Source organism: Micromonospora sp. CA-244673, from assembly GCF_050948395.1.
Lineage (GTDB): Bacteria > Actinomycetota > Actinomycetes > Mycobacteriales > Micromonosporaceae > Micromonospora.
Window position 1 is genome coordinate 1,736,797 of sequence record NZ_CP192019.1, and the last position, 13,215, is coordinate 1,750,011.

Sequence of the window (13,215 nt, forward strand, 5' to 3'; positions counted from 1 at the left end):
GCGCCCCGCAGTCGCCGCTGACCTCTCCCACTCCGGCGGGGCGCACTCCGATCCAGGAGGAAAGCACCGTGAGTGCACAGATCCACTGCGTCACCGTCGAGAGCGACGACCCGTACACCCTGGCCAGCTGGTGGGCGCGGGCGCTCGACCGGAAGCTGAACGACGACGACTACCCGGGCGACCCGGAGGCGGTCCTCGCCGCCCCCGACGGCCACGGCCCCGACCTGCTCTTCGTCTCGGTGGGGGAGCGGCACGGCAAGGGCGCGTTCCACCTCGACGTGCACGCGGCCGAGGGGACCCGGGACGACGAGGTGGCGCGGCTGCGCGACCTCGGCGCCACCCTGGTCGACGACCGCCGGCGGCCGGACGGCACCGGCTGGGTGGTGCTCGCCGACCCTGAGGGCAACGAGTTCTGCGTCTGCCGCAGCCCCGCCGAGCGGGCCGCGTCGGCCTGACCGGTGACACGAAACCGGGCCCCCGCCGTGATGGCGGGGGCCCGGTTCGTCTGATCCGCGAGGGTCAGTCCTGCTTCTCGATCTCGCCGCGCATGGTCACGAACTCCGGCTGGATCTCGGCGGCGGACTTGAAGTAGACCACCACCATGCCCAGGCTGCCCTTGTCGGCCCAGACGCAGACGGCCACCGGGACGTCTTCGATCTTGCCGTCGCCGCACTTGGCGTCGCCGCCCAGCGGGCCGGCGTCCACCGTCTTGAACTCCTTGGCGCCCAGCTCGGCGGTGATCCCCTTGGTGGCGTCCGCCATCTCCTTCTTGGGGTCGGCGATGACGCCGGACGCGCCGGCGATCATGACCAGGTCCTTCTTCGCCGGGTTGCCGTAGAACGCGCCGACCGTGCTGGTGGCGTTCGGGACGTCCTTGGCGATCTCGGACTTCATCTGGCTGGCGACGGACTGGAGCTGCGGCTCGCTCACCTTCGACCGGCCGGCCAGCGTGGTGGGCTCGACCAGGCGGGTCTTGGTGGCCGTGACGACGTCGCCGACCTCGTCCTTGAGGCCGAACCAGAGGGCGACGCCACCGCCCACGCAGAGCACCAGCACGACGGCCAGCACGATGAGCAGGATCTTGCCGGCGCTCGACTTCTTCTTCGGCGGCAGCGGGGCCGGGGCGCCGTAGCCGGGCTGGCCGGTCTCCGGGTAGCCGCCGTACTGCTGGCCGGGCTGGCCGGGCTCGGGGTAGCCGCCGCCGTACTGCTGGCCGGGCTGGCCGCTCTCCGGGTAGCCGCCGTACTGCGGCTGCTGCTGGGGAGCCGGCGGGTACCCGCCGCCGTACTGGGGCTGCTGCGGCGGCTGGTAGCCGCCGGGCTGCTGCTGGGGCGGGGGGTAGGAACCGGGGTAGGGATTGGACGGCGGCTGGGACATGTTTGGCAGCTCCTGCTGAGAAGTCCGGACGCGTGATCGTAGCCAGCGGCACCGACACCGCACTGTCCGGCCACCGACGACGTGACGAAACCGGAACCGGGTCGTGACCGGGCCGGCCGGGCGATGTCCGCGTGATGTCCGGCCGCTGACCGCCCGGCGGACGGACCGCGGCCCGGAAACGGCCGATCGCGGTGGCCGGACCGTCCGGAGGGGACGGCCGGCCACCGCGATCGTGGCGGAGCTGCGGGTGGTCAGCCGCGGAGGCTGGCGACCCCGCGGGGCAGGAACCGCTTGCCGGTGACCCGCTCCGAGGTGCCGGTGCGGTCCAGGTACGGCGTGACGCCGCCCAGGTGGAACGGCCAGCCGGCGCCCAGGATCATGCACAGGTCGATGTCCTGCGCCTCGGCGACGACGCCCTCGTCGAGCATGAGCCGGATCTCCTCGGCGAGCGCGTCCAGCGCGTTCTGCCGGACCTGTTCGGCGGTGAGCGGCTGGTCGCCGACCACGAGCAGCTTGGCGACCTCCTCGTTGACCTGGTCGTCGACCACGATCGGCTGGCCCGAGTCGGCGATCCGCTTGAGGTTCTCGCTGACGCCGAACCGCTCCGGGAACGCGGCGTGCAGGGTGCCGCCCACGTGGTACGCCACGGCCGGGCCGACCAGCTGGAGCAGGGCGAGCGGGCGCATCGGCAGGCCCAGCGGGTCCAGCGCGCTGTTCGCCACGTCCAGCGGGGTGCCCTGGTCGACGGCCGCGAAGACGGTGCCGAGGAAGCGGGTGAGCAGCCGGTTGACCACGAACGCCGGGGCGTCCTTGACCAGCACGCTCGACTTCCGCAGCTGCTTGCCGACCGCGAACGCGGTCGCGAGGGTGGCGTCGTCGGTCCGCTCGCCGCGGACGATCTCCAGCAGCGGCAGCACGGCGACCGGGTTGAAGAAGTGGAAGCCGACCACCCGCTCCGGGTGCTCCAGGTCGGCGGCCATCTCGGTGATCGACAGGCTGGAGGTGTTGGTGGCGAGCACCGCCTCCGGCTTGACGATCTTCTCCAGCTCGGCCCAGACCTGCTTCTTGACGCCGAGGTCCTCGAAGACCGCCTCGATGACGAAGTCGGCGTCGGCGAAGACGGACTTGTCGACCGAGCCGCTGACCAGGCCGTACAGCTTGGCCGCCGTGCCCTTGTCCATCCGGCCCTTGCTGACGGCCTTCTCGATCTGGGTGTGCACGTAGCCGACGCCCTTGTCCACCCGGGACTGGTCCAGGTCGGTCATGACGACCGGCACCTGGAGGCGGCGGGCGAAGAGCAGGGCGAGCTGGCTGGCCATCAGGCCGGCGCCGACGATGCCCACCTTGGTGACCGGCCGGGCCAGGCCCTTGTCCGGCGCGCCGGCCGGCCGCTTGGCCCGCCGCTGCACCAGGTCGAAGGCGTACAGGCCGCTGCGCAGCTCCTCGGAGAAGACCAGGTCGGCCAGGGCCTCGTCCTCGGCCGCGGTGCCGGCCGCGAAGTCGGCGTCCTTCGCGGTCTCCAGCAGGTCCAGCGCCTTGTACGCGGCCGGGACCGCCCCGTGCAGCCGCTGGTCCAGGGTCTGCCGGGCGAAGTAGAGCACGCCCGCCCACATGTCCTTGTCGACCTCGGGCCGGGTCGGGGTGACCTCGCCCCGGACGACGCCGGCGGCCCACTCCAGGGACCGCTCCAGGAAGTCGGCCGGCTCCAGCAGCACGTCGGCGATGCCCATCTCGGCCGCCTGCTTCGGCTTGAGCATCTTGTTCTGCATGAGCGGGTTCTGCAGGATCACCTGGGTCGCGGCCGGGATGCCGATGAGGTTCGGCAGCAGCTGGGTGCCGCCCCAGCCGGGGACCAGGCCGAGCGAGACCTCGGGCAGCGCCAGGGCCGCCGCGCCCCCCGACAGGGTCCGGTAGTGGCAGTGCAGGGCCAGCTCCAGGCCGCCGCCCATCGCCGCGCCGTTGACGAAGGCGAAGGTGGGGACGGCGCTGTCCTTGAGCCGGGCGAAGACCCGGTGGCCGAGCCGGCCGATCTCCAGCGCCTGCTCGCGGTTCTCCAGCTGCGGGAGGCTGGTGATGTCCGCGCCCACGCAGAAGATGTACGGCTTGCCGGTGACCGCGATGAACGCCGGGTCCGCCGCCAGGGCAGCGGTGATCGCCTCGTCCAGGCTGGTCAGGCCGCCCGGGCCGAAGCTGTTCGGCTTGGTGTGGTCGAAGCCGTTGTCCAGGGTGATGAGGGCGGCGGGACGGTCCAGCCCCGGTACGTTCACCTGGCGCAGCAGCGCCTTGGTGACGACCTCGTTCGGTGCGGCGAGCGCGCTCACTTGTTGTCACCCTTCCAGTGCGGGTTCTCCCAGATGACGGTGCCGCCCATGCCGATGCCGATGCACATGGCGGTGACGCCGTAGCGGACCTCAGGGTGCTCGGCGAACTGCCGGGCGAGCTGGGTCATCAGCCGGACGCCGGAGGAGGCGAGCGGGTGACCGATGGCGATCGCGCCGCCCCACGGGTTGACCCGCGGGTCGTCGTCGGCGATGCCGAAGTGGTCGAGGAAGGCGAGCACCTGCACGGCGAACGCCTCGTTCAGCTCGAACAGGCCGATGTCGTCGATGCTCAGGCCGGCGATGCGCAGCGCCTTCTCGGTCGACGGGATCGGGCCGACGCCCATGACCTCGGGCTCGACGCCGACGAAGCCGTACGAGACCAGCCGCATGCCGATCGGCAGGCCCAGCTCGCGGGCGGTCTCCTCGGCGACCACCAGCGCCGCGGTGGCGCCGTCGTTCAGGCCGGCCGCGTTGCCCGCGGTGACCTTGCCGTGCGGGCGGAACGGGGTCTTGAGGGTGGCGAGCTTCTCCAGCGAGGTCTCCCGGGGAGCCTCGTCGGTGGTGGCCAGGCCCCAGCCGGCCTCCGGGTCGCGGATCGCCACCGGCACGAGGTCGCCCTGGAGCTTGCCGTTGGCGTACGCCTTGGCGGTCTTCTGCTGCGAGGCGAGCGCGAACGCGTCGGTGCGCTCCTTGGTGATGTGCGGGACCCGGTCGTGCAGGTTCTCCGCGGTGGCGCCCATGACCAGCGCGGACGGGTCGACCAGCTTCTCCGCGATGATCCGCGGGTTGGGGTCGACGCCCTCACCCATCGGGTGGCGGCCCATGTGCTCCACGCCGCCGGCGATCGCCACGTCGTAGGCGCCCATGGCGATGCCGCTGGCGACGGTGGTGACGGCGGTCATCGCGCCGGCGCACATCCGGTCGATGGCGAAGCCGGGCACCGTCTTGGGCAGGCCGGCCAGCAGGGCGGCGGTGCGGCCGATGGTCAGGCCCTGGTCGCCGATCTGGGTGGTGGCCGCGATGGCGACCTCCTCCACCTTCTCCGGCGGCAGCTGCGGGTTGCGCCGCATCAGCTCGCGGATGCAGCGGATCACCAGGTCGTCGGCGCGGGTGTTGGCGTACATGCCACCCGCCTTGCCGAACGGGGTGCGGACGCCGTCGACGAAGACGACATCCCGAACTTCACGGGGCACTTGGAGCCTCCTTTTCGACCATGATTCGGCTTCCGCGCCGCGAGACGGCGCCACGGACCGAATGAGGGTCGGCCGGCACTGGCGGTTTCCCCCGGATGCTACTCGCCAGTAACCTCCGCCGACAGCACCCCCCATGTGGCCAACCCCACACCCCGCCGGGCTTCTCCGGAGGGGTCAGGAAGCCGGGAGGTGGAGGGCCTCCGTCAGGGCGGGAAGGAGGAGGCTGATCTGCCACTCCCGCGCGCCGAAGGTGCGCAGGGTCTCCGCGACCGTGTCGTCGGTGATCTCCTCGGGGGGCTGCCAGGCCAGCCGGCGGATGGAGTCCGGGGCGATCAGGTTCTCCGGCGGCAGGTGGTGCGCGCCGGCGGTGCCGACCACCACCTCGCGGCAGCGGGCCAGCCGGCCGGCCGCCACCGGGTCGCGCTCCGCCCACCGGTGCGGCGGGGGCGGACCCTCCACCACGGGGCTCACCGGCAGGGCGTCGTCCGGCAGCTGGCGCGCGTCGTCCAGGGCCGCCAGCCAGGTACGCGCCAGCCGGCGCACCGAACGGCCACCGAAACCGGGAAGCGTCAACAGGGTCTTCTCGTCCTTCGGGTCCAGCTCGGCGGCCGCCACGATGGCCGAGTCCGGCAGCACCCGGCCCGGTGCGGCGTCCCGCCGCGCGGCGATCTGGTCCCGCGCGTACCACAGCGAGCGCACCCGGGCCTGGGCCCGCGCGCCGCGCACCCGGTGGATGCCCGAGGTGCGGCGCCACGGCTCGGCCCGGACCCGGGGCGGGCGGGCGCCGTTGCGCACCAGCGCGGCGAACTCCTCCGCCGCCCAGGCCGACTTGCCCTGCTTGGTCAGCTCCTCGTCGAGCGCGTCGCGCAGGTCGACCAGCAGCTCCACGTCCAGCGCCGCGTACGTCAGCCAGGACTCCGGCAGCGGCCGGCTCGACCAGTCCGCCGCCGAGTGGTGCTTCTCCAGGCTGTAGCCGAGCACCTGCTCGGTCAGCGCGGCCAGACCCACCCGCTCGAAACCGGCCAGCCGGGCGGCCAGCTCGGTGTCGAACAGCCGGCGCGGGCGCAGGCCCAGCTCGGCGAGGCAGGCGAGATCCTGGCTGGCGGCGTGCAGCACCCACTCGGCCTCGGCGATCACCGAGTCGAGGGCGGTCAGGTCGGGCAGCGGCAGCGGGTCGATCAGCGTGGTGCCGGAGCCCGCCCGGCGGAGCTGCACCAGGTAGGCGCGCTGGCTGTAGCGGTAGCCGGAGGCACGCTCGGCGTCCAGGGCCACCGGGCCGGTGCCGGCCGCGAAGCGGGCCACGACCTCGTCGAGCTCGCTCGGAGTGGCCACCGGCGCGGGCGTGCCCTCGCGCGGGGCGGTCAGCGGGACGGGCCCGCCGGCGGTGGGTTCGGTCCCCGCGTCCGCCGGCTCCGGCATGGCCGAGGACGGATGCGGCGAGGCCTCTTCCGTACGGCTTTCGGCGGCCCGACGGCGCAGGGGTGGTTCGTCGGTCACCTGACAACCCTAGTGCGCCGGGCGATCCGGCGTGCGCAGCCGGTCGGGCGCGTGTCGGCGGGATGTCCGGGAGGTGCCGTGACGGTCGGGTTGCGCCGGGATGCCAGGGTCGGACACCGGGGGAGACAAACCCCTTTCACGCAGGTACGGTCCATCGAGCCGTGGCCCGCGAGGGCGTCGGTGCGGTCACGGGGGAGGACAGGCGATCATGACGGGCGCGTACGGGGCCGGGGACGGCGTGCCGGGGCCGGGCGGCGACGAGACTGCCGCCCCGGAGCGGGCCGGGGCCGACCGGCCGGGGCCGCTGCCGCCGCGCATCGTCCCGCCGACCGGCCACGCCACCGTTCCCGGCCAGCCGACCGGCTACCCCTCCGCGGGCCTCCCGGGCGCGCCCGCCGAGGGCTTCCCGCCCGCCTCCGGCTCCGCGTCCGTCGCGCCCGGCACCGGTTCCGCCGCTGGTGCGCCGGGCGCCGACTTCTCGGGGGCCCGAGCAACCTGGTCGGCGCCGCCGAACAGCGGCCAGTGGGGCGATCCGCCCGCACCCACCCCGCGCACCCCCGACGACTGGCGCCCGGCGCCGCCGGGCGCAGTGCCGGGGCAGCCGACCGCCCCGGCCCAGCCCTCCGCCTACCCGACTCAGCCCACGCCCGGCCCGACCTACCCGGCTCCGGCGTCCGGCGCGGCCTTCCCGGCCCAGCCCACCTCCGGCCCGGCCTATCCTGCTCCGGCGTCCGGTACCGCCCACCCGGCTCCGACGTCCGGCGCGGCCTACCCGGCCCAGTCCCCGCCCGGCGCGGCCTACCCGGGCCAGGCCACCTCCGGTCCGGCCTATCCCGGGCAGCCGGTCGCCACGACGCTGCCGGGGTCGCCCACCGGGCAGCCGGAGCGCGGCGGGCGGGGGCGCCGGCTGCCGGTCGTGACGCTCGTCCTGGCCGGGATCCTGGCGCTGGTGGCGGGCCTGCAGGCGTACCAGATCCACCGGCTGGACGGCCGGATCGCCGCCACCGACCGGCGGCTGGCCGAGGCGCAGGGCGCGGCCACCGGCCGGCTCGACGGCCTGGAGGAGCGGGCGGGTGTCCTGGAGAAGCAGGCCGGTGCCGCGTTCAACCCGGAGGCCGTGGCGAGCGCGGTGCTGCCCAGCGTGTTCCGGGTCCGGGCCGGCCAGTTCACCGGCACGGCCTTCGCCATCGGCAAGGCGCCGTCCGGGGGCGGCACCACGCTGCTCACCAACTTCCACGTGGTGGAGGCCGTCTTCACCGCGGGCGACCGCAAGGTCTTCCTGGAGCGGACCGACCAGCGGTTCGAGGCGACCATCGTCGAGGTCGACAAGGACAAGGACCTCGCCCACCTGCGCACCACCGCGAAGTTCACCGGCCTGGTCGCGGCACGTACGCCGGTGAAGTCGGGGCAGCAGATCGTGGTGGTCGGCGCGCCGCTCGGCCTCCAGGACAGTGTCACCACCGGCGTGGTGAGCGCGTTCCGTAAGGACGAGGGCGGCTCCGGTCCGGTGATCCAGTTCGACGCGCCGATCAACCCCGGCAACTCCGGCGGGCCGGTGATCAACGGCTCGAAGGAGGTCGTGGGCATCGCCACGGCCAAGGCCCGGGACGCCGAGGGCATCGGCCTGGCGGTGCCGATCAAGACCGCGTGCGACCGGTTCAAGCTCTGCTGACCGGCGCGCCGCCGGCGGCTTGACCGCGTACCGCACCGTCGAGGCGTGGGCCCTGCCACGCCGACCGCAGACCCCGGCCCTACGGGCCACCCCGCGGGGGACCAGCAAACCTGGAGGAAGAAGCATGTCCCAGCCACCGACCGGAGCGGGCGGCTACCCGCCCCAGCCGCCGGGGGGCACCGTCTACGGCAGCCCGTACGGGGCCCAGCCCGAGCCCCCGCAGCACGCGGCGGCCCAGCCCGAGCCCACCCTGCCGCAGCCCACCGCCCCGATTCCCGGGCAGTACGCGCCAGGCGCCGCCCCGGTTTCCGCGCCCGGGTACCCGCAGCCCATGTCGGCCCCGCCGACCTCCGGCGCGGGCGTGGCGCCCGGGTACCCGCAGCCCATGTCGGCTCCGCCGACCTCCGGCGCGCCGGGTTACCCGCAGCCGATGTCGGCCCCGCCGACCTCCGTCCCGCCGGTCTCCGGCGCCGGCCCGGCACCCGGCTACCCGCAGCCGATGTCAGCTCCGCCGACCTCCGTCCCGCCGGTCTCCGGCGCCGGCCCGGCACCCGGCTACCCGCAGCCGATGTCGGCCCCGCCGGGCTACCCGATGTCGGCCCCGCCCGGCCCGGTGCCGCCCTACGGGGCGCCCGGGGCGGGCGGCGGGAAGGGGCGGACCGCCCTCATCCTGGGCATCGTCGCCGGGCTGCTCCTGGTCCTCGGCGGCGTGATGACCGGCCTCTACGTCACCACCAACGGCAAGCTGCACAAGGCCGAGCAGCAGGTCAGCCAGCGGGACGGCACGATCACCGCGAACCGGCAGGAGATCGACAAGCTCAAGGGCGACCTCCAGACGGTGCGCGACAAGCTGGCCGACACCGAGCAGGACCTGACCGGCACCAAGAACGACCGGGACGAGCAGGCCCGGCAGAAGAAGGTCATCGGGAACTGCCTGGACAAGCTGACCGCGGCCATCGGGGCGGCGTCCCGGGGCGACAAGGCCGCCTTCGATGCCGCCAACAAGGGGCTGGACAAGGTCTGCGACGAGGCCGAGAACTACCTCTGACCCGGCTTCACCACGGGCCGCTCCGACCGTTCGGGGCGGCCCTCGCCGTGCCCGAATCTGCGGATCTTGGCGAGTTGTCGTTCACCGCGAACGGCAACTCGCCAAGATCGCGGAAGTTACGAGGTCAGGCGGCGCCGGCGGGGCGGCGGGTGTGTAGCGCCGTGACGCCGGGTGGGGGGAGGCCGGCCGTCGAGGCCAGCAGGGTGCACCAGCCGAGCAGGTGGGGGGCCAGGTCGGTGCTGAGCGGCGTCCAGGAGGCGCGGATCTCGATGTCGCCCGCGGCGGGCGGCCCGGCCAGCTCGCCGAACCGGGTGGAGAGCGTCTGGGTGACCGTGCCGCCGATGGCCCGGTAACGGGCCTCCTGCGCGTCGAGGGCGTCGGTCAGCCAGGTCCAGCCCACCCCGGGCAGCAGCGGGTCGCTGGCCAGGTCGACCTCCAGCTCGGCGGTCACGTAGGTGACCAGCCGCAGGGTGCCCTGCCACGCCTCGTGCCCGGCCGGGTCGTGCAGCAGGATGAGCCGCCCGGTGGCCACCTCGTCGCCGTCGCGCAGCACGCCGGCGGAGAGCGCGAACGCGTAGGGGGCCAGGCGCTGCGGGGCGCCGACCTCCTCCAGCACGATCTCGGGGCGGCATGTCACCGATCGCAGCCCCGCGACCGCGCGGGCGAAGGTTTCCGGGAGCGCGATCGGGGGGGCCATGACGGCAGCCTATGCCGCCCCACGCCGCCCGGTGTGACGGCACGCCGGGCGATCATCCCGATCATGCGGCCGGACCCCGTGAGAAGGGACCCGGGCGTCGACAAGGGGCCCGTCCGTTCACGTCACAAAAGGTGACGGTGGCGGCGGGAGGCGTCCGGGCGCGTGGCACGATTGCCGCGATGACCACCGACACCACGGGCACTGCCGCCCGAGACGGAGAATCCCGCCGCGGCGGGCCGGCCGACTCGCCCTTCGTCCGCGCCTGCCGGCGCGAGCCGGGCCCGCACACCCCGGTCTGGTTCATGCGCCAGGCCGGCCGGTCGCTGCCGGAGTACCGCGACATCCGGGCCAACGTGCCGATGCTGGACTCGTGCCGCCGCCCCGAGCTGGTCCGGGAGATCACCCTCCAGCCGGTCCGCCGGCACGGGGTCGACGCGGCCATCCTGTTCAGCGACATCGTGGTGCCGGTGGCCGCCGCCGGGGTCGACCTGGACATCGTGCCCGGCACCGGCCCGGTGGTGGCCGAACCGGTGCGCACCGCCGCCGACGTCGAGCGGATCAACCCGATCGGCCGCGACGAGGTGTCCTACGTGGACGAGGCCGTGCGCCTGCTCGTCGCCGAGCTGGGCGACACCCCGCTGATCGGCTTCGCGGGCGCGCCGTTCACCCTGGCCAGCTACCTGGTCGAGGGCGGGCCGTCGCGGACCCATGCGAAGACCAAGGCGCTCATGTACGGCGACCCGGACCTGTGGCACGCGCTCTGCGCCCGGCTCTCCGAGGTGACGCTGGCGTTCCTGCGGGTGCAGGTCGACGCCGGGGTCTCCGCGGTGCAGCTCTTCGACTCCTGGGCCGGGGCGCTCTCCGAGGCGGACTACCGCCGCTACGTGCTGCCGCACTCGGCGTACGTGCTCGCCGGCCTGGCGGACGCGGGCGTGCCCCGGATCCACTTCGGGGTGGGCACCGCGGAGCTGCTCGGCGCGATGGGCGAGGCCGGCGCCGACGTGGTGGGCGTGGACTGGCGTACGCCGCTGGACGTCGCGACCCGCCGGATCGGTCCGGACCGGGCCGTGCAGGGCAACCTCGACCCGGCCGTGCTGCTCGCGCCCTGGCCCGTGGTGGAGGCCGAGGTGCGCCGGATCCTCGGCGAGGGGCGGGCCGCACCCGGTCACGTGTTCAACCTCGGTCACGGCGTGCTGCCGGAGACCGACCCCGAGGTGCTGACCCGGGTGGTCGCGCTGGTGCACGAGCTGTCCGCGCGGCCGGCCGCGTAAGGGAGGGACGACCATGGCGCGACCGTGGCGGGTGGCGATCGTCGGTGGCGGGATCACCGGGCTGGCCGCCGCCGTCCGCCTGCGCGACCGCGCTCCCGCCGGCACCGAGATCACCGTGTACGAGCAGTCCGGCCGCCTCGGCGGCAAGCTGCGCACCGGTGAGCTGGCCGGCGGGCCGGTCGAGTTCGGCGCCGAGTCGTTCCTGATGCGTGACCCGGCCGGCGGGGAGTCGGCCGTGGTGACCCTGGTCCGCCGGCTCGGCCTGGCCGGCGCGATCGTGCACCCCACCGTCGGGCAGGCGGCCCTGCTGGTCGACGGCGGGCTGCGCCCGGTCCCGGGCGGCACCCTGGTGGGCGTACCCGGGGATCTGGACAAGGTGGCGGCGGTGGCGCGGCCGGCCGCGGCGGCCGACCGGGACGGCGGTGCGCCGCTGCTGCCGCCGGAGGGCGACGTGTCGGTCGGCGCGCTGGTCCGCGACCGGCTCGGCGACGAGGTGGTGGCGCGCCTGGTCGACCCGATGCTCGGGGGCGTCTACGCCGGCCGGGCCGACGACCTCTCGCTGGTCACCACGATGCCGGCCCTGGCCCGGGCGGCCCGGGTCGAGCACACCCTGGTCGGGGCGGTCCGCGCCGCGCAGGCCGCCGCGCCCCGCGCCCCGGGCGCCCCGGTCTTCGGCACCCTGGCCGGCGGGCTGAGCACGCTGGTCGAGGCGGCGGCGCGGGAGAGCGGGGCGACGGTCCGCCGGGACGCCGCGGTGCGTGAGCTGCACCGCACCCCGACCGGCTGGCGCCTGGTGGTCGGCCCCACCCGCGATCCCGAGTTCGTGGCGGCCGACGCCGTGCTGCTCGCCGTGCCGGCCCGCCCGGCCGCCCGGCTGCTCGACGGCCCGGCGCCGGAGGTCGCGGCGACCGTCGGGGGACTGGACTACGCCAGCGTCGCGCTGGTCACCATGGCCCTGCCCGAGCCGGAGCTGCCGGAGCTGTCCGGCTTCCTGGTCCCGGCCACCGAGGGGCTGCTCATCAAGGCGTCCACCTTCTTCACCACGAAGTGGGGGCACCTGCGCCGGTCCGACGGGCTCGCCCTGGTGCGCGCCTCGGTGGGCCGGTACGGCGAGGAGACCTCGCTCCAGCTCACCGACGACGACCTGGTCGCCACCGTGCACCGGGAGCTGTCGAAGGTGCTCGGCACGCCGCTGCCGGCCCCGGTGGCCCGGCACGTGCAGCGGTGGGGCGGCGCCCTGCCGCAGTACACGCCCGGCCACCTCGGCCGGGTGGCGGCGGTCCGGGCGGCGCTGCGTGCCGCCCACCCGACGCTGGCCCTGGCCGGCGCCGGCTACGACGGCGTCGGCATCCCGGTCTGCGTCCGCTCCGGCGAGACGGCGGCCGAAGAGATCATCACTGCACTGGGAGGATCGGCAGCATGACGGAGCAGACCAACGCGGCCCGGCTGCGGGAGCTCAACGAGACCATCCGCTACACCATGTGGTCGGTGTACCGGGCCACCAGCCCGCTCCCGTCGCTGCGCGAGAACGTCGTCGCCGAGGTCGAGTCGCTCTTCGAGGAGCTGGCCGGCAAGGACGTCACGGTCCGCGGCACGTACGACGTGTCGGGCCTGCGCGCCGACGCGGACCTGATGATCTGGTGGCACTCGTCCTCCAGCGACGCGCTCCAGGACGCCTACCTGCGGTTCCGGCGCACCACGCTGGGCCGGGCGCTGACCCCGGTCTGGTCGCAGATGGCGTTGCACCGGCCGGCCGAGTTCAACAAGAGCCACATCCCGGCGTTCCTGGCCAACGAGGAGCCCCGCGCCTACCTCTGCGTCTACCCGTTCGTCCGGTCCTACGAGTGGTACCTGCTGCCCGACGCCGAGCGGCGGGAGATGCTGGCGGAGCACGGCAAGATGGCGCGCGGCTACCCGGACGTGCGGGCCAACACGGTCGCCTCGTTCGCCCTGGGCGACTACGAGTGGATGCTCGCCTTCGAGGCCGACGAGCTGCACCGCATCGTCGACCTGATGCGCGATCTGCGGGCTGCCACCGCCCGCCGGCACGTGCGCGAGGAGGTGCCCTTCTACACGGGCCGCCGTCGCTCGATCGCCGACTTCGTCACCTGCCTGGTCTGACCCGTGCCGGCCGGGGCC

General features: G+C 74.6%; 11 protein-coding genes. 6 read left to right on the plus strand and 5 right to left on the minus strand.

The genetic code is table 11. The features are described from left to right. Nucleotides 1-68 precede the first annotated feature (68 nt). A complete protein-coding gene (locus ACQP12_RS08320) occupies nucleotides 69-455 on the plus strand; it encodes a VOC family protein (protein ID WP_357942251.1) in 387 nt (128 codons plus the stop codon). Nucleotides 456-519: 64 nt separating this feature from the next. Here the strand turns inward: ACQP12_RS08320 and ACQP12_RS08325 are convergent, their stop codons facing one another. From ACQP12_RS08325 to ACQP12_RS08340, 4 genes are all read right to left on the minus strand, one after another. After that, complete coding sequence (locus ACQP12_RS08325; protein WP_357942253.1) at nucleotides 520-1,377, minus strand: hypothetical protein; 858 nt, start codon at nucleotides 1,375-1,377, stop codon at nucleotides 520-522. A 251-nt stretch (nucleotides 1,378-1,628) separates the two neighbouring features. Continuing rightward, nucleotides 1,629-3,698 carry a 3-hydroxyacyl-CoA dehydrogenase NAD-binding domain-containing protein gene (locus ACQP12_RS08330; protein WP_433286346.1) on the minus strand — a complete coding sequence of 690 codons (2,070 nt, stop codon included), beginning with the start codon at nucleotides 3,696-3,698 and terminating at the stop codon, nucleotides 1,629-1,631. Next, a complete protein-coding gene (locus ACQP12_RS08335; RefSeq protein WP_357942257.1) occupies nucleotides 3,695-4,891 on the minus strand; it encodes a thiolase family protein in 1,197 nt (398 codons plus the stop codon). The genes ACQP12_RS08330 and ACQP12_RS08335 overlap by 4 nt, the downstream gene beginning before the upstream one ends. Nucleotides 4,892-5,065: 174 nt before the next feature. Next, nucleotides 5,066-6,388, minus strand: coding sequence for a ribonuclease D (locus ACQP12_RS08340; protein WP_433286349.1), 1,323 nt, complete (start codon nucleotides 6,386-6,388; stop codon nucleotides 5,066-5,068). Between the two features lie 208 nt (nucleotides 6,389-6,596). On the opposite strand from ACQP12_RS08340, the gene ACQP12_RS08345 reads away from it, so the two are divergent. Together ACQP12_RS08345 and ACQP12_RS08350 are read left to right on the plus strand one after the other, a co-directional pair. Next, nucleotides 6,597-8,060 (plus strand): trypsin-like peptidase domain-containing protein, encoded by a 1,464-nt coding sequence (locus ACQP12_RS08345; RefSeq protein ID WP_433286351.1) that lies wholly within the window; start codon nucleotides 6,597-6,599, stop codon nucleotides 8,058-8,060. Nucleotides 8,061-8,184: 124 nt separating this feature from the next. Further along, nucleotides 8,185-9,108, plus strand: a complete 924-nt coding sequence (locus tag ACQP12_RS08350) for a hypothetical protein (protein WP_433286353.1) — start codon at nucleotides 8,185-8,187, stop codon at nucleotides 9,106-9,108. Nucleotides 9,109-9,232: 124 nt separating this feature from the next. Here the strand turns inward: ACQP12_RS08350 and ACQP12_RS08355 are convergent, their stop codons facing one another. After that, nucleotides 9,233-9,805, minus strand: coding sequence for a DUF3000 domain-containing protein (locus ACQP12_RS08355; RefSeq protein ID WP_357942265.1), 573 nt, complete (start codon nucleotides 9,803-9,805; stop codon nucleotides 9,233-9,235). Nucleotides 9,806-9,984: 179 nt separating this feature from the next. On the opposite strand from ACQP12_RS08355, the gene hemE reads away from it, so the two are divergent. The 3 genes from hemE to hemQ are packed head-to-tail and all read left to right on the plus strand — an operon-like array spanning nucleotide 9,985 to nucleotide 13,197. After that, nucleotides 9,985-11,076: a uroporphyrinogen decarboxylase gene (hemE, locus tag ACQP12_RS08360; protein WP_433286356.1), complete on the plus strand. Its 1,092-nt coding sequence runs from the start codon at nucleotides 9,985-9,987 to the stop codon at nucleotides 11,074-11,076. Nucleotides 11,077-11,089: 13 nt separating this feature from the next. Continuing rightward, nucleotides 11,090-12,499 (plus strand): protoporphyrinogen oxidase, encoded by a 1,410-nt coding sequence (gene hemG, locus ACQP12_RS08365; RefSeq protein ID WP_433286358.1) that lies wholly within the window; start codon nucleotides 11,090-11,092, stop codon nucleotides 12,497-12,499. Beyond that, nucleotides 12,496-13,197, plus strand: a complete 702-nt coding sequence (hemQ, locus tag ACQP12_RS08370; protein WP_433286360.1) for a hydrogen peroxide-dependent heme synthase — start codon at nucleotides 12,496-12,498, stop codon at nucleotides 13,195-13,197. Before hemG ends, hemQ begins: the two co-directional genes overlap by 4 nt. The last annotated feature ends 18 nt before the right edge of the window (nucleotides 13,198-13,215 follow it).

What these genes read in the sequence shown, in the direction of transcription:
- ACQP12_RS08325 (WP_357942253.1), bottom strand. Translation starts at nt 1,377, where the DNA reads ATGTCCCAGCCGCCGTCCAATCCCTACCCCGGTTCCTACCCCCCGCCC.
- ACQP12_RS08345 (WP_433286351.1), top strand. Translation starts at nt 6,597, where the DNA reads ATGACGGGCGCGTACGGGGCCGGGGACGGCGTGCCGGGGCCGGGCGGC.
- ACQP12_RS08350 (WP_433286353.1), top strand. Translation starts at nt 8,185, where the DNA reads ATGTCCCAGCCACCGACCGGAGCGGGCGGCTACCCGCCCCAGCCGCCG.
- ACQP12_RS08355 (WP_357942265.1), bottom strand. Translation starts at nt 9,805, where the DNA reads ATGGCCCCCCCGATCGCGCTCCCGGAAACCTTCGCCCGCGCGGTCGCG.
- hemE (WP_433286356.1), top strand. Translation starts at nt 9,985, where the DNA reads ATGACCACCGACACCACGGGCACTGCCGCCCGAGACGGAGAATCCCGC.
- hemG (WP_433286358.1), top strand. Translation starts at nt 11,090, where the DNA reads ATGGCGCGACCGTGGCGGGTGGCGATCGTCGGTGGCGGGATCACCGGG.
- hemQ (WP_433286360.1), top strand. Translation starts at nt 12,496, where the DNA reads ATGACGGAGCAGACCAACGCGGCCCGGCTGCGGGAGCTCAACGAGACC.